General features: G+C 73.2%; 14 protein-coding genes and 1 pseudogene. 10 read left to right on the top strand and 5 right to left on the bottom strand.

The window, feature by feature from the left end; genetic code table 11:
• Positions 1–61 precede the first annotated feature (61 nt).
• The 4 genes from ACZ7C5_RS18285 to ACZ7C5_RS18270 all read left to right on the top strand — a co-directional run bounded on the left by ACZ7C5_RS18285 (position 62) and on the right by ACZ7C5_RS18270 (position 4,694).
• Positions 62–1,396 carry an amino acid permease gene (locus ACZ7C5_RS18285; protein WP_401082643.1) on the top strand — a complete coding sequence of 445 codons (1,335 nt, stop codon included), beginning with the start codon at positions 62–64 and terminating at the stop codon, positions 1,394–1,396.
• 262 nt (positions 1,397–1,658) lie between these two features.
• Positions 1,659–2,672 carry a metallophosphoesterase family protein gene (locus tag ACZ7C5_RS18280; RefSeq protein ID WP_401082640.1) on the top strand — a complete coding sequence of 338 codons (1,014 nt, stop codon included), beginning with the start codon at positions 1,659–1,661 and terminating at the stop codon, positions 2,670–2,672.
• 573 nt (positions 2,673–3,245) lie between these two features.
• Positions 3,246–3,653 (top strand): sigma factor-like helix-turn-helix DNA-binding protein, encoded by a 408-nt coding sequence (locus ACZ7C5_RS18275; protein WP_470322951.1) that lies wholly within the window; start codon positions 3,246–3,248, stop codon positions 3,651–3,653.
• A 228-nt stretch (positions 3,654–3,881) separates the two neighbouring features.
• Positions 3,882–4,694 carry an SAM-dependent methyltransferase gene (locus tag ACZ7C5_RS18270; protein WP_401082635.1) on the top strand — a complete coding sequence of 271 codons (813 nt, stop codon included), beginning with the start codon at positions 3,882–3,884 and terminating at the stop codon, positions 4,692–4,694.
• A gap of 30 nt (positions 4,695–4,724) precedes the next feature.
• Here ACZ7C5_RS18270 and ACZ7C5_RS18265 read toward each other — a convergent pair whose 3' ends face one another.
• Positions 4,725–5,579 carry a helix-turn-helix domain-containing protein gene (locus ACZ7C5_RS18265; RefSeq protein ID WP_401082632.1) on the bottom strand — a complete coding sequence of 285 codons (855 nt, stop codon included), beginning with the start codon at positions 5,577–5,579 and terminating at the stop codon, positions 4,725–4,727.
• Between the two features lie 187 nt (positions 5,580–5,766).
• Positions 5,767–6,003, bottom strand: coding sequence for a DUF397 domain-containing protein (locus ACZ7C5_RS18260; protein ID WP_401082629.1), 237 nt, complete (start codon positions 6,001–6,003; stop codon positions 5,767–5,769).
• A gap of 372 nt (positions 6,004–6,375) precedes the next feature.
• Here ACZ7C5_RS18260 and ACZ7C5_RS18255 point away from each other — a divergent pair, with 372 nt between their 5' ends.
• The 3 genes from ACZ7C5_RS18255 to ACZ7C5_RS18245 all read left to right on the top strand — a co-directional run bounded on the left by ACZ7C5_RS18255 (position 6,376) and on the right by ACZ7C5_RS18245 (position 16,090).
• Complete coding sequence (locus ACZ7C5_RS18255; RefSeq protein ID WP_470322950.1) at positions 6,376–7,866, top strand: SDR family oxidoreductase; 1,491 nt, start codon at positions 6,376–6,378, stop codon at positions 7,864–7,866.
• Between the two features lie 335 nt (positions 7,867–8,201).
• On the top strand, positions 8,202–14,303 hold the full coding sequence (locus ACZ7C5_RS18250; RefSeq protein ID WP_470322949.1) for a beta-ketoacyl synthase N-terminal-like domain-containing protein: 6,102 nt from the start codon (positions 8,202–8,204) through the stop codon (positions 14,301–14,303).
• A 242-nt stretch (positions 14,304–14,545) separates the two neighbouring features.
• On the top strand, positions 14,546–16,090 hold the full coding sequence (locus ACZ7C5_RS18245; protein ID WP_470322948.1) for an FMN-binding glutamate synthase family protein: 1,545 nt from the start codon (positions 14,546–14,548) through the stop codon (positions 16,088–16,090).
• 47 nt (positions 16,091–16,137) lie between these two features.
• On the opposite strand, the gene ACZ7C5_RS18240 is transcribed toward ACZ7C5_RS18245, so the two are convergent.
• Both ACZ7C5_RS18240 and ACZ7C5_RS18235 read right to left on the bottom strand, forming a co-directional pair.
• The gene (locus ACZ7C5_RS18240; protein WP_401082617.1) at positions 16,138–16,740 is read right to left on the bottom strand and encodes a hypothetical protein; all 603 of its coding nucleotides are present in this window, start codon (positions 16,738–16,740) and stop codon (positions 16,138–16,140) included.
• Between the two features lie 92 nt (positions 16,741–16,832).
• Entirely contained in the window at positions 16,833–17,396 is a 564-nt protein-coding gene (locus tag ACZ7C5_RS18235; RefSeq protein WP_401082614.1) for an RNA polymerase sigma factor, read from the bottom strand.
• Positions 17,397–17,785: 389 nt separating this feature from the next.
• Here ACZ7C5_RS18235 and ACZ7C5_RS18230 point away from each other — a divergent pair, with 389 nt between their 5' ends.
• The 3 genes from ACZ7C5_RS18230 to ACZ7C5_RS18220 all read left to right on the top strand — a co-directional run bounded on the left by ACZ7C5_RS18230 (position 17,786) and on the right by ACZ7C5_RS18220 (position 21,930).
• Positions 17,786–18,619, top strand: coding sequence for an SAM-dependent methyltransferase (locus ACZ7C5_RS18230; protein WP_401082611.1), 834 nt, complete (start codon positions 17,786–17,788; stop codon positions 18,617–18,619).
• 243 nt (positions 18,620–18,862) lie between these two features.
• A complete protein-coding gene (locus ACZ7C5_RS18225) occupies positions 18,863–20,476 on the top strand; it encodes a S8 family serine peptidase (protein ID WP_401082609.1) in 1,614 nt (537 codons plus the stop codon).
• Positions 20,477–20,565: 89 nt separating this feature from the next.
• Entirely contained in the window at positions 20,566–21,930 is a 1,365-nt protein-coding gene (locus tag ACZ7C5_RS18220) for a hypothetical protein (protein WP_401082606.1), read from the top strand.
• An 11-nt stretch (positions 21,931–21,941) separates the two neighbouring features.
• Here the strand turns inward: ACZ7C5_RS18220 and ACZ7C5_RS18215 are convergent.
• A pseudogene (locus tag ACZ7C5_RS18215) lies at positions 21,942–22,070 on the bottom strand (L-2-hydroxyglutarate oxidase); the annotation flags it as partial.
• Positions 22,071–22,670 lie beyond the last annotated feature (600 nt).

Genomic DNA, 22,670 nt, shown 5'->3' with positions numbered 1-22,670 from the left:
GGCCGGCAGCGGTGGAGCCGGCGGCGGCCCGCAGCTGTCGCGGAGCCTGCTCAGCCGTCACATGACCATGATCAGCATCGGCGGCGCGGTCGGCGCCGGGCTCTTCGTCGGCTCGGGCGTGAGCATCCAGCAGGCGGGCCCGGGCGTCCTGATCGCCTACGCCCTCACGGCCGCCATCGTCGTGGTCGTCATGCGGATGCTCGCCGAGATGTCCGTGACCCGCCCCGACACCGGCGCCTTCGCGGTGTACGGCCGGCTGGCGTTCGGCCGCTGGGCCGGGTTCGCCAGCGGCTGGATCTACTGGGTCGGCTGGCCGCTGGGCATGTGCATCGAATCCATCGCGGCCGGGCAGATCGTGCACGGCTGGCTCCCGGCCCTCCCGGTCTGGCTGGTCGCCCTGCTGATGCTCGGCACGGTGACCGCCGTCAACCTCGGCTCCGTACGCGCCTACGGCGAGATGGAGTTCTGGGTGGTGTGGGTCAAGGTCGCGGTGGTCGCCCTGTTCATCGGCGTCGGCCTCGTCGCGGTCGCCGGCCTGCTGCCGGGCACGCCGGCGCCGGGCACCGGGAACCTGCTGGGCCAGGGCGGCTTCCTTCCGATGGGCCTCAGCGGAGTCGTGATCGCCACCTCCGGCGCGATGTTCTCCTTCTCCGGTACCGAGATCGTGACCATCGCCGCCGGCGAGGCCGAGGACGCCGCCGCCGCGATCCGCAAGAGCACCCGCACCATCATGTGGCGGGTCACCGTGTTCTACCTCGGCTCGCTGTCCGTGGTCGTCCTGCTCCTGCCCTGGAACAGCGCGGCCGTCGGCGAGAGCCCGTTCGCCGCCACGCTCGACCACCTCGGCGTGCCCGGCGCGTCCACCGTGCTGAACGTCGTGCTGTTCGCGGCGATGCTCTCCACGATGAACTCCCAGGTGTACGCCAGCTCCCGGATGCTGTTCGCGCTGGCCAGGGACCGTGACGCGCCGTCCGTCTTCGCCCGGATCTCCCGGCGCGGGGCGCCGCACACGGCGATCCTGTTCACCTCCGCGCTCGCGGCGCTGTGCCTGCTCCTCCAGGTCGTCCACCCGACGAGCGCCTTCAGCCGGCTCGTCAACATCACCGGCGACACCGTGTACGTCACCTGGATCGGCATCGCCGCGGCACACCTGGTGCTCGGCCGTCGGGACCGCGCCGACGGGCGCCGGCCCCTTCCCGGTACCGGCGTCTGGCTGTTCCCCGGGCTCACCTGGGCGGCGCTGCTCGCGCTCCTCGGGCTGTACGCGGTGATGATCGTCCTCCAGGACTCGCGCGCCGACGCCCTGCTGGCGCTGGGGCTCACCGTGGCCGTGTCCCTCACGGGCCTGTGGCTGCAGCGGAGGCGGCCGTCGTCCGACTCCTCGAAACGCTCATGAGCGGACCACCCCGCACCGTCCCCGCCGTCAGGGGACCGGTGGGCAGGGCGCGGAGCCGTCGGCTCCGCGCCCTGCGGGCGTCCGGCCGGCACCTCGTGGCGGGGTACGGCACGCTGACCGGGCATCAGGACCGCTCGGCCTCGACAACGTGACAGTGCCCGTTCACCTGGCCGCCCACTTGATCGCATAGTGATAACGGGTCTGGTCCGAAGCGCGGAGTCGAGCTGCCTCGATCCCGCGCGACAGCCGAAAGGAAAGACCCATGGAACGCAGATCGCTGCTCGGCGCGACCGCCGGTGCCCTGGTGCTCGGAGGTCTCGCCCAGGGGACCGCCGAGGCGGCACCCGCCGACGGCGGCGGTGGGCTGGTGACCACGTTCAACGTCATCAGCGACATCCAGGGCGACCTCGGCGACTTCGCCCAGGCGCTCAGGGACATCAAGGCCGCCAACCCGCAGTCCTCGGGCCTGGCCGTGGCGGGGGACATCACGCCGCGCGGCTACGACTTCGAGTACGCCGACGTGCAGAAGGTGCTGGACCAGGGGCCGAAGCCCCGCGAGGTGGCCTGGGCCATCGGCAACCACGAGTTCTACGTCCCCAAGTGGGCCGACCCGAACACGCTCGCCCAGAGCACCTGGCCCAACGGCACCACCGAGGAATCCCTCTTCCGCGGCTTCTACCGGTTCGCCAGGAGGTCCGCGATCTACGCGGAGACGACCTTCGGCGGCATCCCGGTCCTGACCCTCGGCACCGAGCGCTACATGAAGTACCACGACAGCTCCCTGTGGGACGAGGTGTGGATCAGCGAGGCGCAGTTCCAGTGGCTGGAGGACCGCCTCCAGTACTGGGCCCGCCGCCGGAAGCCGGTCATGGTGATCACCCACCACCCGCTGCCCGACACCGTCTCCGGTACCCGCGGCAAGATCTACATGAGCGACTACCTCCAGCCGGACCGCCTCCTCGGCCTCCTCGGGCGCTACCGCGACGTGTTCCTGTTCAGCGGCCACACCCACTGGGACCTGACCCTCTCGGACTGGTACGTCCGCCGCGTCGTGCCGGGCACCGCGAACCTGGACGGCTTCTCGGTGATCAACACCGGTGCCGTGCAGACCGGTTTCGCCGACAACGGCCAGGGCGGCGAGGTCACCGTCCCCGGGCACTTCAACCAGGGGCTCCAGGTGGACGTGCACCGCGACCGCGTCGTCATCAGGGCACGTGACTTCGCGACAGGCACCTGGATGAAGCAGATATCCGTGCCGCTGTCCACGCGGATCTGACCCCGCGGATCCGATCCCGCGGAGCGGTCGGCGCATCGGGCCGGCCGGATGGGGAAGGCATGAGTCCGGAATTTCATTCTTGAAGAGAATATGACCGGAACGCTGCGATGCCTGCCGACTCCGGAGCGGACCGGGTGCCTCCGGGTCCGAATCGCCCCGCGCGGCCAATTGGAAATTGCGCGGTTGGGCCTCAACTGCCGTACGGGCCGGAATCGCCGGTAGGTTGATGTTCATGCCGGTCGACCGGCGAGGCCCCGGGCATGGTCGCCCCACCATGCCCGGGACCGAACACGGCTGACCGAGAACGAAGAGACAAGGCATGTTCGACCTATTCCGCGGCGTGCGGCGGCGCATTCCGTCGCACCCGGATTCCGCTCAAGCTACCAGTGAATTCCCGCCGGACCGGGCTCTGCGCTCGTTCGGGGTAATCGATGCCGCCGCATGTTTGAGTGGCGTTTTCGCCGCTCCGCGCATGGCCCGGGTGGCGCTGCCCCGGTGCGCCGGGGCGGCCGGGTTCCGGGGCCGACGGGTGTGGGGGGTCTGACGGTGCGTTCACCGGGATCCGGAGCCCGCGTGCGGAGTCCGCGGGCGCGCAGCGGCTTCGAGGGTTTCGTCCAGCTGTACGGGTCGCCGTACGGGAGGTACGCGCGGGCGCGGCTGGACGGCGCCGGGCCCGCCGCGGAGGCGGTGGCATGGACCTTCGGCCACGTCGAGGCCGAGTGGGACGCGGTGCTGAGCTGCCCCGAGCCGACCGCGGTGTGCTGGTCCTTCCTGCGGGATGCCGTGTCGCGACGCACCGCCCCCGGCCGGCGGACGGGGGACCGGCTGCACACCATGCTTCCCGCGGCCGCCGCCGACGCGGTTCTCCTGCGCTACCGGTTGGGCTTCGACCCGTCGGAGGCGGCCCGGTTGATGGGGGTCACCGAAGGCGTCGTGGAAGTGGAGCTGCGCGCCGCACTTCGCATGCTTGCGCGCACATGACACTCACTTCCGACCCGGCGCCCACCGGTTGAGGGGGAGCCGCGACACCCTCCGGCGCGGGGAGGTGGCGTGCGACCTGCGCAGATCCGGCGCCCGTTCGCCACGGCGCGCCACCGGACGCCTCGGCCCCCGATGCGAAGGCGTGGTGAATCCGCCCGCCCGTGCCTACGATGGGGCCCCAACTCCCCGGGGAACACCCCGGGTTGATCCGGCCACGGAAGGGGCGCCGTGGGTACTGAGGGTGGGCATGGGCATGCCATTGACACCTCCATCCCGAGCGCAGCACGTATGTACGACTGGTTACTCGGCGGCGAACTCAACTTCGAAGCCGATCGGAAGGCCTGCGAGGACCTTCTGAAGATCGCTCCGAGCAGCCGCGAACTGGCCCTGAACAACCGGTGGTTCCTGGAACGCGTGGTGCGGTTCCTGGCACGCGAACGCGGCATCACCCAGTTCGTCGACCACGGGTCCGGCCTGCCGACCAGGCCCAATGTGCACCAGGTCGCGCAGGAGGTCCACCAGGGCGCCCGGGTCGCCTACATAGACATCGACCCGATCGTGATCGCGCACGGCCGCACCTCGCTGGAGGTGAACAGCGGCACCCGGTTCATCGAGGCGAGCATGACCGACACCGGGCGGATCGTCGAGCAGGCCTCGAAGGGCGGGTTCATCGACTTCGGCCGGCCCGTGGCCGCGCTGTACGTGTCGGTGATCCACTGCCTGAAGGACCGCGAGGAGCCCGCGGCGATGATCCGGCGGATGCGGGAACACCTCGCCCCCGGCAGCTACCTGGTGATCTGCCAGCTCGTGAGTGACGAGGAGCGGGTCCGGCGCGAGGTCACCGAGCTGATGGACCAGGGTACGGACGGCCACTGGGGGCGGGTGCGCGAGAAGCACGACGTCCGGCGGTACTTCGACGGTCTGTCCGTCCTCGCGCCGTACCTGGGGGACGTCACCCACTGGCGGCCGGACTCCGATCTGCGCCGACCGCAGAAGAGCCTGGAGTGGGTCGAGTTCGGCGGGGTCGCGCGCGTCCGCTGAGCAGCGGATCTCCTGAGGAGGGGAGGCCCGTCAGCGGGCGAACCGCTGCCGGGCCTCCTTCAGCAGCTCCAGGCTCTGCTCGCGGCCCGCGGTCCGTCCCAGGAGCAGCGTCAGGGTGGTGCTGTGCCGTTCGAACGACGGCGCGTCCTTCTGCTCCGGCTCGGCGCCCTTGACGAAGTACTTGCCGGTGTCGCCGATCTCCAGGTAGATCACCGAGGGCAGCCCGGTGGCCTCCCGGCCGAACTCCAGACGCGTCATGGAGCACACGCCGGTGAGGACCTGTTCGCCGTCCAGCGGGAGGACGCGGATCTGGATCAGGGGGTTCTCCGCGACCTCGATCAGGCGCTCCAGCTGCTCGACCATGGTCTCCCGGCTGCCGAAGCGGCGGCGCAGCATGCTCTCGTCGAGGACGAAGATGCACTCCGGCAGGTTGGCGAAGAGCTTCGCCTGCCGGTAGAGGCGCAGCTCCACCCTCTCCTCGACCTCGCCGGCGTCGAGCGGCGGCTGGCTGGAGGCCATCACGGCCCGCATGTAGGCCTCGGTCTGGAGCAGTCCGGGGATGAGCTCCGCCTCGTACGTCCACAGCCGTTCGGCCGCGGGCTCCAGTCCGACAAGCTGGCCCATGTGGGGAGGCGTGGCGAGGCCCGCCCGCTGCCACTCCGGCGGCTGCTGGGCCTGCTTGGTGAGCAGTATGAGCCACGCCTTCTCCGCGGGGCGCAGGTCATAGAGGTCGGCCAGGAGCTCGACGTCCCGTTGCTGCGGCAGGGCGAGCCCGCGTTCGAGCTTGGACAGCTTCGAGGCCGACATGTTGCCGCCGGTTGCGACGGTGCCCTGCTTCGCTCCCAGGCTCAGCCGCGCGGAGCGCAGGTTGGCGCTGACGACCACGGCCGCGACCGTGGGATTCTTCTCCGGATCGGCGTCCGGCCGGCCGGTCGGGACATACCCCTTGAATGCCTCGGATGCATTGAAAGCGGACACGCGGGCCCCAGTGATGAGAAAGACCAGATAGTAAACGGTCTCATCGTCTCACAATCGGGGCCCGCGTGTTCGCGACTTTATTCTCGTCGGAATACTAGCCGGTAATCATCCGGTCGAATTCCCCGGCCTTGGCGCCCGACAGGTAGGCCGCCCACTCCGCCGGAGTGAACAGCAGCGCGGGACCTTCCGGGTCGCGCGAGTTGCGGACCGCCACATTCCCCTCCCATGTGGCGGCCACCTCCACGCACTGGCCGTTCGGCGAGCTCGCGCTGCTCTTGATCCAGACCGCGTCGATCGAACCGGCCGGCATCCCGTTCCAGTGGTTCGCCATGGCGATCATCCCCTCTCGTGTTCGACTTCTTGGAGTCCGGAAAAATATGACCGGACACCTGGTGATGCTGGTGGCCGCCCCGAGAAATTTCCTCAGGAAATTTCCTGGGGCTCAGGAATGAAGCGTAGCCTTCGATATTCGAACGCCGATCCCGCCAAATGGGTGATGGAAATACTGTGCTGATATCACTGCACGGGTTCGGTGATATGTGCGATACCGGTGAACCCGCCCCGCCGCTCACCCGCGGGCCGGGGGCCGGCGCACCCGCCGGTCCGCTCCGGGTGCCGGCTCCGAAGGTCCTGCGCGATGCTGGTGGCGTCGTTTCGGTACCGGCGGAAGCCCGCGAGCACGGCTTCCGGAGGAGGAGTCGGCATGGATCCGCAGCAGCCCGGCCCGCTGCGCTGCCTGGTGACCGGTGCGACCGGCTACATCGGCGGCCGCCTGGTGCCCGAACTGCTCGCCCGCGGGCACGCCGTGCGCTGCCTGGTACGGGACCCAGGGCGGCTGCGCGACCAGCCCTGGCGGGCCCGGGTGGAGACCGCCACCGGTGACGTCACCCGCCCCGCCACCCTCACCGGGGCCTTCGACGACGTCGACGTCGCCTACTACCTCGTCCACTCGCTCGGCACCGGGCCCTCGTTCGAGGCGACCGACCGCGAGGCCGCCCGCGCCTTCGCGGCCGCCGCGGCGGCCGCGGGCGTCACCCGGATCGTCTACCTCGGCGGCCTCGTCCCCGACCACACGGCCGCGGAGCTGTCACCGCACCTGCGCTCCCGCGCCGAGGTCGGGCGCATCCTCCGGGCCGGCGGCGTCCCCACGGCCGAACTGCGCGCCGCGGTGATCATCGGGTCCGGCAGCGCCTCCTTCGAGATGCTGCGCCACCTCACCGAGCGCCTGCCCGCGATGGTCACCCCGCGCTGGGTGTCCAACCGGATCCAGCCGATCGCCGTCCGGGACGTCCTGCGCTACCTGGTCGGCGCGGCCCAGCTGCCGTCCGGGCTGAACCGGGCCTTCGACATCGGCGGCCCCGACGTCCTCACCTACGAGCAGATGATGCGGCGCTACGCCCGGATCGCCGGACTGCGCCGGCGCCTCATCGTCCCCGTTCCGGTCCTCACGCCCCGCCTCTCCAGTCTCTGGGTCGGCCTGGTGACCCCGGTGCCGGGCTCCATCGCCCGACCGCTCGTCGAGTCCCTGCGCCACGAAGTGGTCTGCGGCGAGCACGACATCGCCCGCTGGGTGCCCGACCCGCCGGCCGGACTCACCGGCTTCGACCAGGCCGTCACGCTCGCCCTGCGCCGGATCAAGGACGCCGACGTCGCCACCCGCTGGTCCTCCGCCTCGCTGCCCGGTGTCCCCAGCGACCCGCTGCCCACCGACCCCGACTGGGCCGGCGGCAGCCTCTACCAGGACGTCCGGGAGCGCACCGTGACCGCGTCACCCGCCGACGTCTGGAGGGTGATCGAAGGCATCGGCGGGGACAACGGCTGGTACTCCTTCCCGCTCGCCTGGGCCCTGCGGGGCCGGCTCGACCGGCTGGTCGGCGGCGTCGGACTGCGCCGGGGCCGCCGCGACCCGGCCCGGCTGCGGGTCGGGGACTCCCTCGACTTCTGGCGGGTCGAGGAGATCGAACCCGGCAGGCTGCTCCGCCTGCGGGCCGAGATGCGCCTGCCCGGGCTGGCCTGGCTCGAACTCTCCGTCACGCCGGACGGCGGCCACGGGGCGTGCTACCGGCAGCGGGCGCTGTTCCACCCGCACGGTCTGGCCGGACACGCCTACTGGTGGGCCGTCGCGCCGTTCCACACCGTGGTGTTCGGCGGCATGGCCCGCAACATCACCGAAAGCGCCCTCCGGATCCGCTGAACGGGAGCACGCCGGCGCCGTTTTCGTGCTCAGGCCCCGTGCCCCGGACCGGCCACCCGAGCCGTCGGCGGAGGGCCCGGCGGCACCCGGGCCGGTTGCCGGCCGGCCGCTCTGTACAGTGGGCACTGATGGGGCGTCAGTGCTCCGCCGTGTCAACGGTGCGTGCGGTGCGGCCGGTTGCGTCCGGACGGGTGCGGCGAACGAGCCGGCCCCGAGCGGCTGTCGCGGGAGGCCTTCCGTGCCGTTCCCGGCGGGGGGTCCGCGGGGCCGACCATGAGCAGGACCCCCGATTCCCGACTTCGGCCAGCCGCCGTGACCGACCGCAGAGGTGCAAGGTGCATGAACTGATCCTCCGTCACGCGGCGGACCGCGGGGACAGGACCGCCTTCGCCGACGCCGACGGCGCGGTGACCTACGGCGAACTCGCCCGCCGCACCGCCGGGGTGGCAGGCAACCTCCGCGTCGAGCGCGGCAGCAGGGTGGCGCTGTACCTGGCCGGCGGGGTGCCCGCCGTCACGGCCACCCTCGGCGTCAGCCGCGCGGCCGCGGTCGGCGTCCCGCTCGACCCGCGTAGCACCGACGAGGACCTCGGGTTCCGGCTGGAGGACAGCGGCGCCGGAGCGGTGGTCACCGACCGCGAACACCTGGCGCAGGTCCGGCGGGTGGCCGGGGCCGGTGTGGTGACCGTGACCGTGGACGAGCTGCTCGCGTCGGCCGGTGCGCGGCCCCGTGACGACCTGGAACCGGACGAGCCCGCCTGGCTCCACTACACCTCGGGGACCAGCGGGGACCCGAAGGGCGTGCTGTCGACGCCGGAGGCCTGGCTCCGGTCGGCCGATCACGCCTACCGGGGGCTGCTGGGCATGTCCGGCGACGACCACCTGCTGTGGCCGCTGCCGCTGTTCCACGCGTTCGGGCACTCGATGTGCCTGGTGGGCGTGCTGTCCCTGGGCGCGAGCGCCTACGTGATGGACCGTTTCTCCGCGGACCGGGCCGCCGAACTGCTCCGCCGGACACCGTTCACGGCCCTGGGCGGAGTGCCGACGATCTTCGCCCAACTGCTGGAGGCCGGCGCTCCGCTGCCGCAGCGGTGCCTGTCCGCCGGGGCCCCGCTGCCGGAGGAGCTGCGGGACAGGTTCCGCCGCCGGTTCGGCCGAGAGCTGCACGACGGCTACGGCAGCACCGAGACGTCCGGGAAGGTCGCCGTCGACGGCGTCGTCCTGCCCGGCATCGAGACCCGGTTCGTGGACGGCGAGATCCGGCTGAGGATGCCCGGCGCCGACCGGTGGCAGGTCACCGGGGACCTCGGCCACGAGGAGAACGGCCGTCTGGTGGTGACCGGGCGGGCCGGCGAAATGATCATCCGGGGCGGCGAGAACATCCACCCGGCCGAGATCGAGCAGGTGCTGGCCCGCTGCCCGGGCGTCGAGGACGCGGTCGTGGCGGGCGAGCCCGACGCGGTGCTCGGTGAGGTGCCGGTCGCCTACGTCGTGGGCGACGTGGAGCCGGAGGCGCTGCTGGCCTTCTGCCGCCGCCTGCTGCCACCGCACCGGGTGCCGGAGGGGATCCGCCCGGTCAGCCGGATTCCGCAGACGTCCTCGGGCAAACCGGCCCGGCGACGGCTCCGGTTCCAGTACGTGCTCGACGCGGTCCGGCGGGAGGCCGCGGGGATCACGGGCCGGCCGCCCGGGGCGGACCAGCCGTTCGCCGAAGCCGGCCTGGACTCGCTCGGCACCGTGCGCCTGCGGGACCGGCTGGGCGCGGCGCTGGGCGTCGCACTGCCGCCGTCCCTGGTGTTCGACCACCCCACGCCCCGCGCCGTGGCGGACCACCTCACCGGCGCCGCCGCGAGCCCGCCGCCCGCCCGCAGGGCCACCGAACCGGTGGCGATCGTGGGCATGGCGTGCCGCTACCCCGGGGGGATCACCTCCCCCGAGGACCTCTGGCGGGTGCTCGCCGCCGGCCAGGACACGATCACCGGATTCCCCACCGACCGGGGCTGGCCCGTGGACGAGCTGTTCCACCCGGACCCGGACCACGTCGGCACCAGCTACGTCACGCGCGGGGGCTTCCTCACCGACGCGGCCGACTTCGACGCCCCGTTCTTCCGCATGTCGCCGCGCGAGGCCCTGGCCACCGACCCGCAGCAGCGACTGCTGCTGGAGACGGCCTGGGAGGCGGTCGAGCGGGCGGGCGTCGCGCCCGAATCCCTGCGGGGCAGCAACACCGGGGTGTTCGTCGGCCTGATGTACAACGACTACGCCAGTCGCTTCCGGGGCACCGCCCACCCCCTCCAGTCCCAGATCGCCCTGGGCGCCGCCGGAAGCGTGGCCTCGGGGCGGATCGCCTACGGCCTGGGCCTGCACGGGCCGGCGCTCACCCTGGACACCGCCTGCTCCTCGTCACTGGTCTCCCTGCACCTCGCGGCGGACTCCCTGCGGGCCGGCCAGTGCGACCTGGCCCTGGCGGGCGGCGCGACGGTCATGGCCACGCCGGACAGCTTCGTCGTGTTCAGCCGGCAGCGCGGCCTGGCCCCGGACGGCCGGGTGAAGCCGTTCTCCGCCGCCGCCGACGGCACCGTCTGGTCGGAGGGGGTGGGAGTGCTGGTCCTCGAACGGGTGGCCGACGCACTGCGCAACGGCCACCCGGTCCTGGCCCTGCTGCGCGGCTCCGCGGTCAACCAGGACGGGGCGTCGAACGGCCTCACGGCGCCCAGCGGTCCCGCCCAGGCGGCGGTGATCCAGCAGGCCCTGGCCGATGCCGGGCTGACCGGCGCGGACGTCGACGTGGTCGAGGCCCACGGAACGGGCACCGCCCTGGGCGACCCGATCGAGGCGGCCGCGCTGCTCGCCACGTACGGCCAGGGCCGGCCGGATCCGGTCCTGGTCGGCACCGTCAAGTCCAACCTCGGGCACACCCAGGCCGCCGCCGGGGTCGCGGGCGTGATCAAGAGCGTGATGGCGATGCGGCACCGCACCGTGCCCGCCACGCTCCACCTCGACGAGCCCAGCCCGCACGTCGACTGGTCCGCCGGCGCGGTCCGGCTGGTCACCGAGCCGACGCCCTGGCCGGCGCGGGACCGTCCGCGCCGCGCCGGAGTGTCGGCCTTCGGGATCTCGGGGACCAACGCGCACGTGATCGTCGAGGAGTACGAGCAGCTCCGGGTGGCGTTCCTGTTCCCGGGGCCGGGGGCGGAGCAGCGCGGGACGGGACGGGACCCGGCCGCCGGGCACCCGGTGTTCGCCGCGGCGTTCGACCAGGCCCGCGCCCTGCTGGATCCCGGGCTGCGGGAGGCGGTCGACACCGACCTGGTGCACCGGCCGGACATCGCCCGGGCGGCCCTGTTCGCCTACCAGGTGGCGCTGTTCCGCCTGCTGGAGTCCTGGGGGTACCGCCCGGACGCGCTGATCGGGCAGGCCACCGGGCGGATCGCGGCCGCCCACGTGGCGGGCGTACTGTCCCTGCCCGACGCGGCGGCCCTGATCACCGCCCGCGACCGGGCGGAGTTCGCGGAGCTGGCACGGAGCCTGACGTACCACCCGCCGCTCATCCCGGTCGTCGGCGCCCGCCAGGACGGCGCGGACCACTGGGCGCGGTACCTGGAGGAGACGGCCGGCCTCGCCGAGCAGGCGGCCCTGGTCGACGGCGCCGCCCTGGTCGAACTGGGTCCGGGCGACACGCTCGCCGGGCTCGTCGAGGGCGTCATCCCCGCCGCCGACCCCGAGCGGGCGGCGGCCCGGCTGCGGGGCACCCGTGCCTTCCGGCACCGGCGCTACTGGCTCGACCGCACCGTCGAGCACCCGCTGGTCGAGTCGACCACGGTGGTGCCCGGCTCCGGCGAGGTGGTGTGCGTCGCCGACCTCACCCCGGTGTGGCTGCGCGACCACGTCGTCGACGGAACGGCGATCGTGCCGGCCACGGCGATCCTGGAGCTGGTCCTGTACGCGGGGGAGCGGGCCGGCTGCGACACCGTCGACGAACTGGTCCTGCACACGGCGATGCGCCTGCCCGAGACGCGGCGCGTCGAGATCGTGGTACGCCCGGAGGCCGCCGGCGTGCGCCCCTTCGAGGTGCACGCGAACGGGGTCCGCTGCGCCGAGGGCCGGCTGGACTCCCGGCCCGCGCCGTACGTGGACCTCGGCGCCTGGCCCCCGCCGGCCGCCGAGGAGCTGGAGGTCGAACACGCCGACTACGGACCGGCGTTCCGCGGGCTGTACCGGATGTGGCGCCGCGGCGACGAGCTCTTCGGCGAGGTGCGCGGGGAGTTCCCGGACGCGGGGCGGTTCGCGCTGCACCCGGCCCTGTTCGACGCGGCCCTGCACCCGGCGCGGCTGCTCGGCGAGGGAGTGCCGTTCGCCCTGCGCGGAGTGCGCCTGCTGACGCGGGGCGCCACGGGGCTGCGGGTCCGCATCGGCGGCGGCCGGATCGACGTGGCCGACCAGACGGGCCGGCCGGTGGCGTGCGTCGAATCCCTCACCGTGCGGGCGACCGGGACGGGCCGGGGCACGCTGTTCCGCCCGGAGTGGCGGCGGACTCCGGGCCTGCCGCCCGGCCGGGTCCACGAGGTGCTGCCGGGCGACGCGCCGGCCGCCCTGGCGCTCGCGCTGCGGGAGTTGCAGGCCGGTCACGAGCACCTCACCGTGCTGGTCCGGCCGGGAGACCTGGCCGGGGCGGCGGTGGCCGGCCTGGTCCGGGTCGCGCAGACCGAGCACCCAGGCCGGTTCACCCTGGCCGAACTCGGCGACGGGCAGGCCAGGACCGATGGGCAAGCCCGGAACGACGGGCAGGTCCAGAGCGACGGGCAAGCCAGGAACGACGGGCAGGCTCAGACCGACGGGCAGGCCTGGACGGTGTCCGAGCGCGCGGATCTGGTCCCGGTGCCGGGAGGCGCCTTCACCTGGCGCGGGACCGTCCTGATCACCGGTGGCGGCGCGCTGGGCCGGGCCGTCGCCGACCACCTGCGGGCCAAGGGGGTGCGCGTGGTGGTCGCGAGCCGCAGCGGTGAGACCCGGCTGGACGTCACCGACCGGGAGGCGCTGGCCGCGCTGGTCGACTCGATCGAGGACCTGCGGGCCGTCGTGCACACCGCCGGGGTGCTCGACGACGGAGTCCTGGCGTCGATGACCCCGGCCCGGATGGAGACGGTCTGGCGCCCCAAGGCCGAAGCCGCCCGGCACCTGCACGAGCTGACCGCGCACCGGGACCTGGACGCCTTCGTGCTGTTCTCCTCGGCGTCCGGCGTGCTCGGCCACGGCGGACAGGCCAACTACGCGGCGGCCAACCGCTACCTGGACGAACTCGCCCGGCACCGGCGGCGACTGGGGCTGCCCGCGCTGTCCCTGGCCTGGGGCCCGTGGACGGTCGGGATGATGGCCGGCCGGAGCGCCCCGCCCGACCTGGTGCCCCTCACACCCGCGGAGGGCGTGGCACTCCTGGAGGCCGCGCTGGGCACCGACGAGCCGGTGCTGGTGCCGATCGCGCTCGGCGGCCCGCCCCGGCCGGCGACGCGGAGCACGCCGGAACCGGCGCCGCGGACGAGCGTGCTGGAGACGGTGTGCGCCGAAGTCGCCGCCGTACTCAGCTACCCGGAGGTGCATCCGGACACCCCGATGCCCGACCTCGGCTTCGACTCGCTGACCTCGATCGAGCTGCGCAACCGGCTGGAGGAACGGCTGGGCCTGCGCCTGCCCGCCACGGCGGTGTTCGACGCCCCCACGCCCAGGGCGCTCGCCGAGCAGCTGCGCCCGGCACCGCTCCCGGGGAGCCTCGCGTTCCTGTACCGCAGGCTGTGCGAGCTGGGCCGGCCCCGGGAGGCCATGCACCTGCTCGTCTCCGCGTCGTGGGCGCTGCCGTCGTCGGCGGCGCTCCCGTCCGCCGTCCCGCAGCGGCTCGGCACCGGCGAGGGGCCGGCCGTCGTCTGCTTCCCCGCCTTCACCTCCCCGCCCGGGGAGTACGGTCTGCTCGCCCGGCAGCTGCCGGGCCTGTGGGTGCTTCCGCACCCTGGCTACGACGGCGGCCCCGTCCCGGAGGACGTGGAGGCCCTCGTCCGGGCCCACGCCGCCTCGATCGGGCGGCTCGGCCGGCCGGTGGTGCTGCTGGGCCGCTCCACCGGGGGCCTGGTCGCGCAGGCCGTCGCCGAACGGGTCGGCGCGCAGGCGGTGGTGCTGGTGGACACCCACCCGGTCCGGGACGAGGAGTGGCTCACCGAGCTGGCGGTCCGCAGCGCGACCAGGCTCGACGAGCCCGGCCTCGCGGCGTTGGGCGCGTACGCGCGGATCTTCCTGGACTGGCAGGGGGAGACGACCGTACCGACCCTGCACCTGCGAGCGGGCGACGTGCCGGGTGACCACTACTCGGTCCTCGACGAGCACGTGGTCACGACGGCGGAGGCGATCCGGGTGTGGCTCTCCCGGACGGTGCCACCCGTGGCGGGGTGACGGCAGGGGTTTGGCCCTCCGCCCGTGTGTGCGGCCGGTGGCCGGTCCCGAACCGTGGGGCTGTTCCGGTCCCCTGACGACAAGCCTGTCGACATGGGCTTCTATCATCATTTCGCATTGTTCGACGGATATCGGTGCCCGCCTGCTCGTCTGCCGGTGCCCGCCCGTCCGCCGTCCGGTGCCCCACACGACACGACGGCTCCCTCGCCCGCGAGGGAGCCGTGCACCGAGGAGGAACGCCCATGCAAGCCCGGAAGATCGGCGCGGCCGCCGCCACCGCGGTGGCACTGCTGGCTGCCCGCGACCTCGTCCAGAAGAGGCACGCGCTGCTCCGGAACTTCCCGGTGGTCGGGCACGCCCGGTACCTGCTGGAGACGATCGGGCCGGAGCTGCGGCAGTACATCGTGACCTCCAACGCGGAGGAGCGCCCGTTCAGCCGTGACCAGCGCACCTGGATCTACGCGTCGGCGAAGGAGGAGAACAACTACTTCGGGTTCGGGACCGAACTCGACGTCGAGCACGTCCAGGGGCACGCCTACCTGAAGCAGCGCACCTTCGCCGGCACCCTGCCGGACCTGCACGACCCGCAGGCCCCGCTGCCCTCGGCCAAGGTGCTGGGCGGGCCGCGCGGGCGCGCCGGGGCCTTCCGGCCGGCGAGCGTGGTGAACGTCTCGGCGATGAGCTTCGGATCGCTCTCCGGCGCGGCCGTCACGGCGCTCAACAAGGGCGCGGCGCTGGCGGGCACGATGCACAACACGGGCGAGGGCGGCCTCTCGCCCTACCACCGCAACGGCGGTGACCTCGTCCTCCAGCTCGGCACCGCGTACTTCGGCTGCCGCAACGAGGACGGCAGCTTCAACCTCGACAAGCTCAAGGACGTCGTCGCCGGCGCTCCGGTCAAGGCGATAGAGATCAAGCTCTCCCAGGGCGCCAAGCCGGGGCTGGGCGGCATGCTGCCGGGTGCGAAGGTGACGCCGGAGATCGCCGGGATCCGGGGCATTCCGGTGGGCCAGGACTGCGCCTCCCCGTCGCGGCACAGCGCGTTCGGCGACGTCGACTCGATGCTCGACTTCGTCGAGCTGCTCGCCACCGAGACCGGTCTGCCGGTCGGGGTCAAGAGCGCGGTGGGGGAGACGGGCTTCTGGCAGGAGCTGGCCACGCTGATGGCGCGCGGTGACCGCGGGGTCGACTTCGTGACCGTCGACGGCGGCGAAGGCGGTACCGGCGCGGCGCCGCGGATGTTCGCCGACTCGGTGTCGCTGCCGTTCCGGATGGGCTTCGCCCGGGTCTACGGCACCTTCGCCGAGCAGGGGCTGACGGACGACCTGACCTTCATCGGTTCCGGCAAGCTCGGCCTGCCGGAGAACGCCGCCGTCGCCTTCGCCCTGGGCGTCGACATGATCAACGTGGCCCGCGAGGCGATGCTGTCGATCGGCTGCATCCAGGCGCAGAAGTGCCACACCGACAAGTGCCCCACCGGCATCGCCACCCAGAACCCGTGGCTGGCCCGCGGGATCGACCCGGCTTCGAAGGCCGACCGGGCCGCCGCCTACCTGCGCACCCTGCGCAAGGAGCTGCTGAAGGTCTCGTCGGCCGTCGGCGTGGCCCACCCGGCGCTCATCACGCCCGACGACATCGAGATCCTGAACGGCGACTACGAGGCCCGCACCCTGGCCGGCGTCTACGGCTACAAGGAGGGCTGGGGCGAACTCGGCCCGCACCTCGCCGAGGAGATCACGGCGCTCCTCACCGGCGGGCCGGCCTCCGCGGGGAAGCCGGCCGTCTGACGCGCCGCCCTCCGCGGGCCGTCCGGGCGGCCCGCGGAGCTGCCGGCTCAGACGGGCCGGGCGTGGCCGGAGGCGTGGGTGAGGTCGTCCGCGAGGGTGGCGGAGGGCTGGGGGATCTCGCCGTGGTCCTCGTCGTCGGAGTGGACGGGCAGCTGGTGGACGACGGCGGCCACGCGCGCGGGCAGGCGCAGGGTCAGGCCTTCGTGGCAGGCGGCGAGGGTGTCGGCCCACACGGCGGCCGGGAGGGTCCGGCCCGGCCAGGGCGCGGCCGGCCCGGCCGGGTCGCGGGGCTCGGCGGCGAGCTGGTCGGCCTGGTTGCGCCAGTAGTCGGAGTCGCGGAACTCGCCGCGGCTGGCGTGCAGGAAGGACAGGCAGCTGGCGGCGGTCGTGCTGCCGCCGCCGGCGGCGAACTGCAACCAGAACTGGCAGCCGTCGTCGTGTCCGGTCAGGTGGAGCAGCGCGGCCAGGACGAGCGCGCCACCGGGGTGGATGCGCTGCCGGTTGTTGGTGAGGGCCTTCAGGGAGTCGGCGGCCTCGGGCTGGGCGATGATCAGGGTCGCGGCGAGGTCGAGTTCGTGGCGGGCCTGGAGGTGTTCGGCGCCCAGGGGGGCGCGGGCGCGGACGAGGCGGCGCAGGTCCGGAACGGACACGCCGGCGGGCAGCCTGACCGGCTGGTCGGGTTCGTCGTCGTACCCGTGGTGCCGGTCCCATGGGGCGGCTGCCCGGCGGTCGTGTCCCCGTGTCACTGCATGTCCCCCGTGGCGGTGTCGGCGCCGAGGAACCGGCGAAGCTTGGCCAGGCCCTGGCTGGTGGTGGTGCGGGCGTTGGACTCGGTGATGCCGAGGTAGACGGCGATCATCCGGTAGTCGATGTCCAGCATGTAGCGAAGGACGATCATGTCGTACTGGCGCTCCGGCAGACGCAGGATCGCCGCGTAGAGCTCCTCGTAGCCGTTGTCGAGGTTCTCCAGGCTGATGCGGGCCTGAACCTGGGCGCGCCGGACGGCGACGATCCAGTCCGCGACGACCGCCCTGGGCGGGGTCTGGCCGCAGCTCAGCTCCCGGTCGGCGATGCACCTCTTCGCGATCATCCAGGCGTGGGCCTCGATGTCAGGCTGGCTGAGGACGCAGACCCAGTTCCGCCGCAGCTCCCGGCGGATGCTGCGGACCGCCTGGTCGACGAGTTCCTGGTCGTGCAGCCGTGCCCGGGCCAGTCCGCGCCAGGTCGCTTCGTGGCTGTCGCAGAACGGCCGGTAGGACAACCGGTGCGTGGGTCGGACCGCGGCCCACTCGTCGTCACTGGTCAAGGGTCCTCCTCGTCGGCCCCGTGGGTGGCGCTCGTCCGGCCCGGGGGTCGGGCGCGGGTGGAGTGCGAGGGAGAACGGGCGTCCTCCATACGGACATCCAATCGTTCGGGGAAGCCTGATGTGAAGGCGATCACAAAAAGGCTTATACGACCTGACATATGACTATTGATCAGGTGATGATCAGTCACGTCAGACCGAAAATGTCCACATGGGCTCCAGATTTGACGCATCGCGTTGAGCTGGGCAGGTCACCGCGCTCTTGATTGTCCGCGACGGAGTGTGGGCATAGTGAACCGTGGCCCGCGCCAGGGTTCGCAACACCGCGCCAGGGGGTTCGTGGTGCGCGTCGACCTGAGGGCATGACGACACGCCGACGCAGGGGGAAACGCATGGCAGCAGAGCAGCACGACGACGACACCGTCACGCCGTCGGGCGCCGAGGTCAACCTCGCCATCCACCGGCCGCACTCAGCGCGGATCTACGACTACTTCCTCGACGGCACGACCAACTTCCCCGCCGACCGGGAGGCCGCCGGGCACGCCCTCGCCGTCTTCCCGCAGGCACCGGCCGCGGCCCGCGCCAACCGGGCGTTCATGCACCGCGCGACCCGCGCGCTCGCCCAGAGCGGCGTCACCCAGTTCCTCGACATCGGCACCGGCATCCCGACCCCGCCCAACCTCCACGAGATCGCCCAGCGCGTCGAACCGCGGGCCAGGGTCGTCTACGCCGACAACGACCCCATCGTCCTCACCCACGCCCAGGCCCTCCTGCACAGCAGCCCCGAAGGGCGCACCGCCTACGTCCAGGCCGACGTCCGCGACCCCGACGCCCTGCTGGACGCGGTCCGCGCCACCGGCGTTCTCGACTTCACCCGGCCGATAGCCCTGAGCCTCGTCGCCCTGCTCCACTTCGTCCCCGAGGGCGCGCACCGGATCGCCGAGACCCTCAAGAGCGCGCTGCCGACCCGCGGCTCCGCCCTGGTGATCAGCCACCTCACCCCCGACTACGCCCCCGAGGACGCGGCCCGCATCGAACGGGCCTACCGCGACAACGGCAACCCGGTCCGCGCCCGCGACCACGACGAGTTCGCCCGGTTCTTCACCGGCTGGGACCTCCTCGACCCCGGCATCACCTCCACCCCCCGCTGGCGCCCCGAGCCGGACGCCAAGCCGGTCAGCGACATCGAGGCGTCCTGCCTGGGTGCCGTGGCCATCCGTCCCTGACCGGGCCGCCCGTCACCGGGCAGGCCGTCCGTGACCGGCCCCTGACGCCAGTCTGGCAGGCCGCCACCGCCGATGTGAAAGGCCGCCGCGACGAGTTCGCGCCGGCGGATCCGGCCCGCCGGCGGGGGCGAGGGGGAACGGCCCCGGCGAGTTGCAGCGGGTGGGGGACCGGCTGACACTCGCAGCAGGGGTGGCGGTGCCGGCGCGCCGTCCACCCCGCCTTCCCGGGAGATGGGAACGGTCATGGCGTACGAGCCGGAGAGCCCCTTCCGGTCGCCCATCGTGGGCGACCTCAACCTGCCCCCGCCGGGGATCGAGCTCCGGGAAACCGGGGAGGCCGACCCGGATCAGCAGGTGCCGATGCTGATCGAGCTGAACCTGCGCTATCCCGGCGGGCTCCAGGTGGTCCGCGACGAGTTCTACGCGCTCTGGGAGCACTACGCGGGACGGTCGCGCGGATGGTGGCCGCAGGAGGTCACCTCGGGGAGCCACGTCCAGCCCGAGGTGCCGCAGGGGCTCGCACTGGTCGCGCCGAAGCTGTACCAGACCGTCCTGTCCCGCGGGGACCTCCAGGAACTGGTGGAGGACGACCGCCGCTCCGCCGCCCGGAGCGGGCGGCCGCCGACCGTCTTCCGGGTGTGGCCGGACTACCCGCTGCACCCCCAGATCGACCGCTCGGCACCCACCGTGAAGGCCGACGCCGCCTGGCGCGCCTACGGGGCGCGCGGCGACGGCATCGTGTGGGCCGTCATCGACAGCGGCATCGACGCGACCCACCCGCACTTCTCCCGGCTGGAACTCGCGGCCGAGGGACGGGGCGAGGACCTGCCGCAGGGACGGACCGCCCGGCTGCACCGCGACTTCAGCTTCCTGGTGAACCCGGACGACCCGGTGGCGCAGCCACCCGGCGGAGCGGCCGGCCAGGGCCAGGCGTCGCCGCTCGTGGACGACAGCGGGCACGGCACGCACGTCGCCGGCATCATCGCGGGCTGCTCCCCGGACGGCATGACACCGCGGGTGGCGACCCCGGACGATCCCGGGGACGGCGGGTTCGTGGCCAGGGCCGGCGCGGACCGGCTGTCCGGGATGGCGCCGGCCTGCGAACTGGTCAGCCTCAAGGTCATGAGGCTCAGCCGCCAGGGCACCTACGTGACGTCCTCCAGCGCGGTCATCCGCGCGCTGACATACCTGCGGACCGAGGTCAACGTGGACCCGGCGGTGCTGCGCGTGCACGGCGCCAACATGAGCCTCGGCTGCGAGTGGCGGCCCGACCAGTACGCCGCGGGCCAGTCGCCGCTCTGCCAGGCCGTGGGCCAGGTGGTGGCCTCCGGCGTGGTCGTGGTGGTCTCCGCGGGCAACTTCGGCGCCCGGAGCACGTCCAGGGACACCGCCAACACCTCGGCCGTCATGGGCTCGATCACCGAACCGGCCCACACCGAGGACTGCATCGCCGTCGGCTCCACCCACCGGGAGGCGCCGCACGCGTTCGGCGTCACCTGGACCTCCGGCAAGGGCCCGACGCTCGACGGGCGGATGAAGCCCGACGTGGTGGCCCCCGGCGAGTGGATCGCCTCGGCGGCCAGCGGCGACGTCCGGGCCACCGCGGGGCTGACCCCGGCCGCGGGGGACCCGGTGCCGGAGAGCCTGCTGACGTACGCCGAACAGTCCGGCACCTCGATGGCGGCGCCGCACGTCTCCGGTGTGATCGCGGCCTTCCTCTCCGCCCGCCCGGAGTTCGTCGGCCGGCCGTCGCAGGTCAAGAGCCTGCTCACGGCCTCGGCCACCGACCTCGGCCGGGAGCGGTACGCGCAGGGGGCGGGCCTGGTGGACCTGATGCGGATGCTGGCGAACGTGTGACGGACAGACGGACAGACGGACAGACGGACGGGCGGGCGGCCCTCCGAGAACCCGGAAAACCATCGAAACCCTCCGAGAGGCCATGTGCGATGAGACGACTGCCGACCGGCGAGCCCGTCTGGGACCTCGTCTTCGACGAGAAGGGGGTGCTGACCGCGCCGGCCGCGGGGGACTTCCTCGACGAGGTGACGGCCGAGGGGGTGCGGGAGCTGTTCGTGTTCAGCCACGGGTGGGGCACGAGCGACCAGCACGCCCGTGAGCTCTACGGCGCGATGTTCCCGCTGATCCGGGAGGCCGGAAGCGGCACGGCGGGCCTCGGCACGGTGGGGTTCGCGGGAGTCTTCTGGCCCTCGCTCTGGTTCCCGCCCACGCCGGCGACCCCGCCGCCGGCCGTCGCCGCGCCCCAGGCGGGGGACGGCGCCGTGATGGACCTCAGCGCCGGAACGGCGGCCGTCTCCGGGGCGGACATCGCCGCGTCACTGGCCACCGGCTTCGCCGACCCCGAACAGCAGCGGACGGTGACGGAGATCGGCCGGCTGATCGACGAGGGGGCGGCGGCCGGTCCGGGCGAGACCGACCAGGCGAAGGAGCAACGACTGGTGGGGATCCAGCAGTTGATCCGGTCCCTGGTGCCGCCGCCCGGGGCCGGCGGCCGGTTCGAGGACGCGGGCGAGACCGCGCTGCTGCTGGACACCGATCCGAAGGCGTCGTACCAGGCCGCCGCCGAGGCCTTCGGCAGCGCGCCGCCCGGCTCCTCGACGCAGGGCATCGGCGACTGGTTCGGGAACGCCGTGAACGGGGCGAAGGACGCGCTGCGGGTGCTCTCGTTCTCGGTCATGAAGGCCCGGGCCGGCGACATCGGCCGGAACGGCCTGGGGCCGCTGCTGGCCGCGCTGCACGGCCGCGAGCCCGGCGTGCGGGTGCACCTGCTCGGCCACAGCTTCGGTGCCCGGCTGGTCTCCTTCGCCCTGGCCGGCGTCGGCCCGGCCGCCGACAGCCCGGTCGCCTCGCTGCTGCTGATCCAGGGGGCGTTCTCGCACTGGTCCTTCGCCCACGCCCAGGACAACCCCTTCGGCAGTGCCGGCGCGTTGAACGCCTTCGGGGACCGGGTGCACGGCCCGCTCGTCGCCACCTTCAGCGTCCATGACTGGGCGGTCGGCATCTGGTACCCCAAGGCCTCCTTCCTCGCCCGCCAGGACTCCGAGGCCGACGTCGCCGGGCGCTGGGACGGCATGGGCGCGGACGGGTACCAGGCCGTGGCACCGGCCGAGGAACGGGTGATGGCGGCCGACGGCGGCACCGACTACGCCTTCGTGCCCGGGACCTTCTACCGGGTGAACGCCGCCGCCGTCATCGACAACGTGGAGGGCGAGCCGTTCTCCGGGGCGCACTCCGACATCCGCAAGCCCCAGGTGGCCGCGCTCGCCACGGCCGCCGCCGCGGCGCACGCGTAGCGGGGCGGCGGCACCCCGGGGGACCCACCGGCCGCCTCGGACGCTCCGGCGCCCTGCCGGCCGGACAGCACGACCCGGAGGCCCGGTCGCCCCGAAGCCAGAGCCCAGGCCACCGACCTCCCCACCACACCCGCGCCCACCACGATCACGTCCGCGCCGTGCTGTTCCACCGAAGGCCTCCGCTCGAAGATCAGTACCGGCCTCCAGCCCTACCCGTGGTGTCGCCGGGTATCCCGGTGCCGCCGGGTGTCGGTCCTGCCGGCGCCGTCCCGCCTCAGGCCCGGTGACCGGGTGCGTGGGCCGGTCGGCGCTCGTTCATCGCGGGGCGCCCTTGAGGTCTGCCGGCGCGAACTGCGACAAACCGATCGAAACATGAATTCAATGTCGTATGTCGGGTAGAACCCCTATGCGGCGGACCGTGTCAACGGTGCGGCCGCTCCGGCACCCGCCCGGGTGCCGCCGGGGCCTCGCTGGAAGAAGCCGGGCGCAGGTCCTGGGGGAGAAGCCCCGTGACGCGCGAGCGCGAGCCCGTCGCCGTCCGTGGCCGGTCACCCCGATGCCCAGGAGCGATCACGTGTCCATCCAGCTGGAAACAATCGACCGGGAAGCGACCGACTGGGAGTCCGTGCCCCCCGACCTGCCGCGCAGGCCGACGGTGGCCGAGCTGCGCCGGATGGGGAAGTCGGAGGCCCGGGAGCTGAGCGACGCCCTGTTCGAGCGGCTGGCCGGACTGGCCAGGG

This window comes from Kitasatospora sp. NPDC036993, assembly GCF_055607525.1.
The sequence above is the reverse complement of the archived record's forward strand: the minus strand, read 5'-3'. Positions and strand labels throughout refer to the sequence as shown.

Bases quoted from the DNA above. Each gene is read 5' to 3' on its own strand.
- ACZ7C5_RS18285 (WP_401082643.1), top strand. From the start codon at position 62: ATGACCATGATCAGCATCGGCGGCGCGGTCGGCGCCGGGCTCTTCGTC.
- ACZ7C5_RS18280 (WP_401082640.1), top strand. From the start codon at position 1,659: ATGGAACGCAGATCGCTGCTCGGCGCGACCGCCGGTGCCCTGGTGCTC.
- ACZ7C5_RS18260 (WP_401082629.1), bottom strand. From the start codon at position 6,003: ATGGCGAACCACTGGAACGGGATGCCGGCCGGTTCGATCGACGCGGTC.
- ACZ7C5_RS18255 (WP_470322950.1), top strand. From the start codon at position 6,376: ATGGATCCGCAGCAGCCCGGCCCGCTGCGCTGCCTGGTGACCGGTGCG.
- ACZ7C5_RS18245 (WP_470322948.1), top strand. From the start codon at position 14,546: ATGCAAGCCCGGAAGATCGGCGCGGCCGCCGCCACCGCGGTGGCACTG.
- ACZ7C5_RS18230 (WP_401082611.1), top strand. From the start codon at position 17,786: ATGGCAGCAGAGCAGCACGACGACGACACCGTCACGCCGTCGGGCGCC.
- ACZ7C5_RS18225 (WP_401082609.1), top strand. From the start codon at position 18,863: ATGGCGTACGAGCCGGAGAGCCCCTTCCGGTCGCCCATCGTGGGCGAC.
- ACZ7C5_RS18220 (WP_401082606.1), top strand. From the start codon at position 20,566: ATGAGACGACTGCCGACCGGCGAGCCCGTCTGGGACCTCGTCTTCGAC.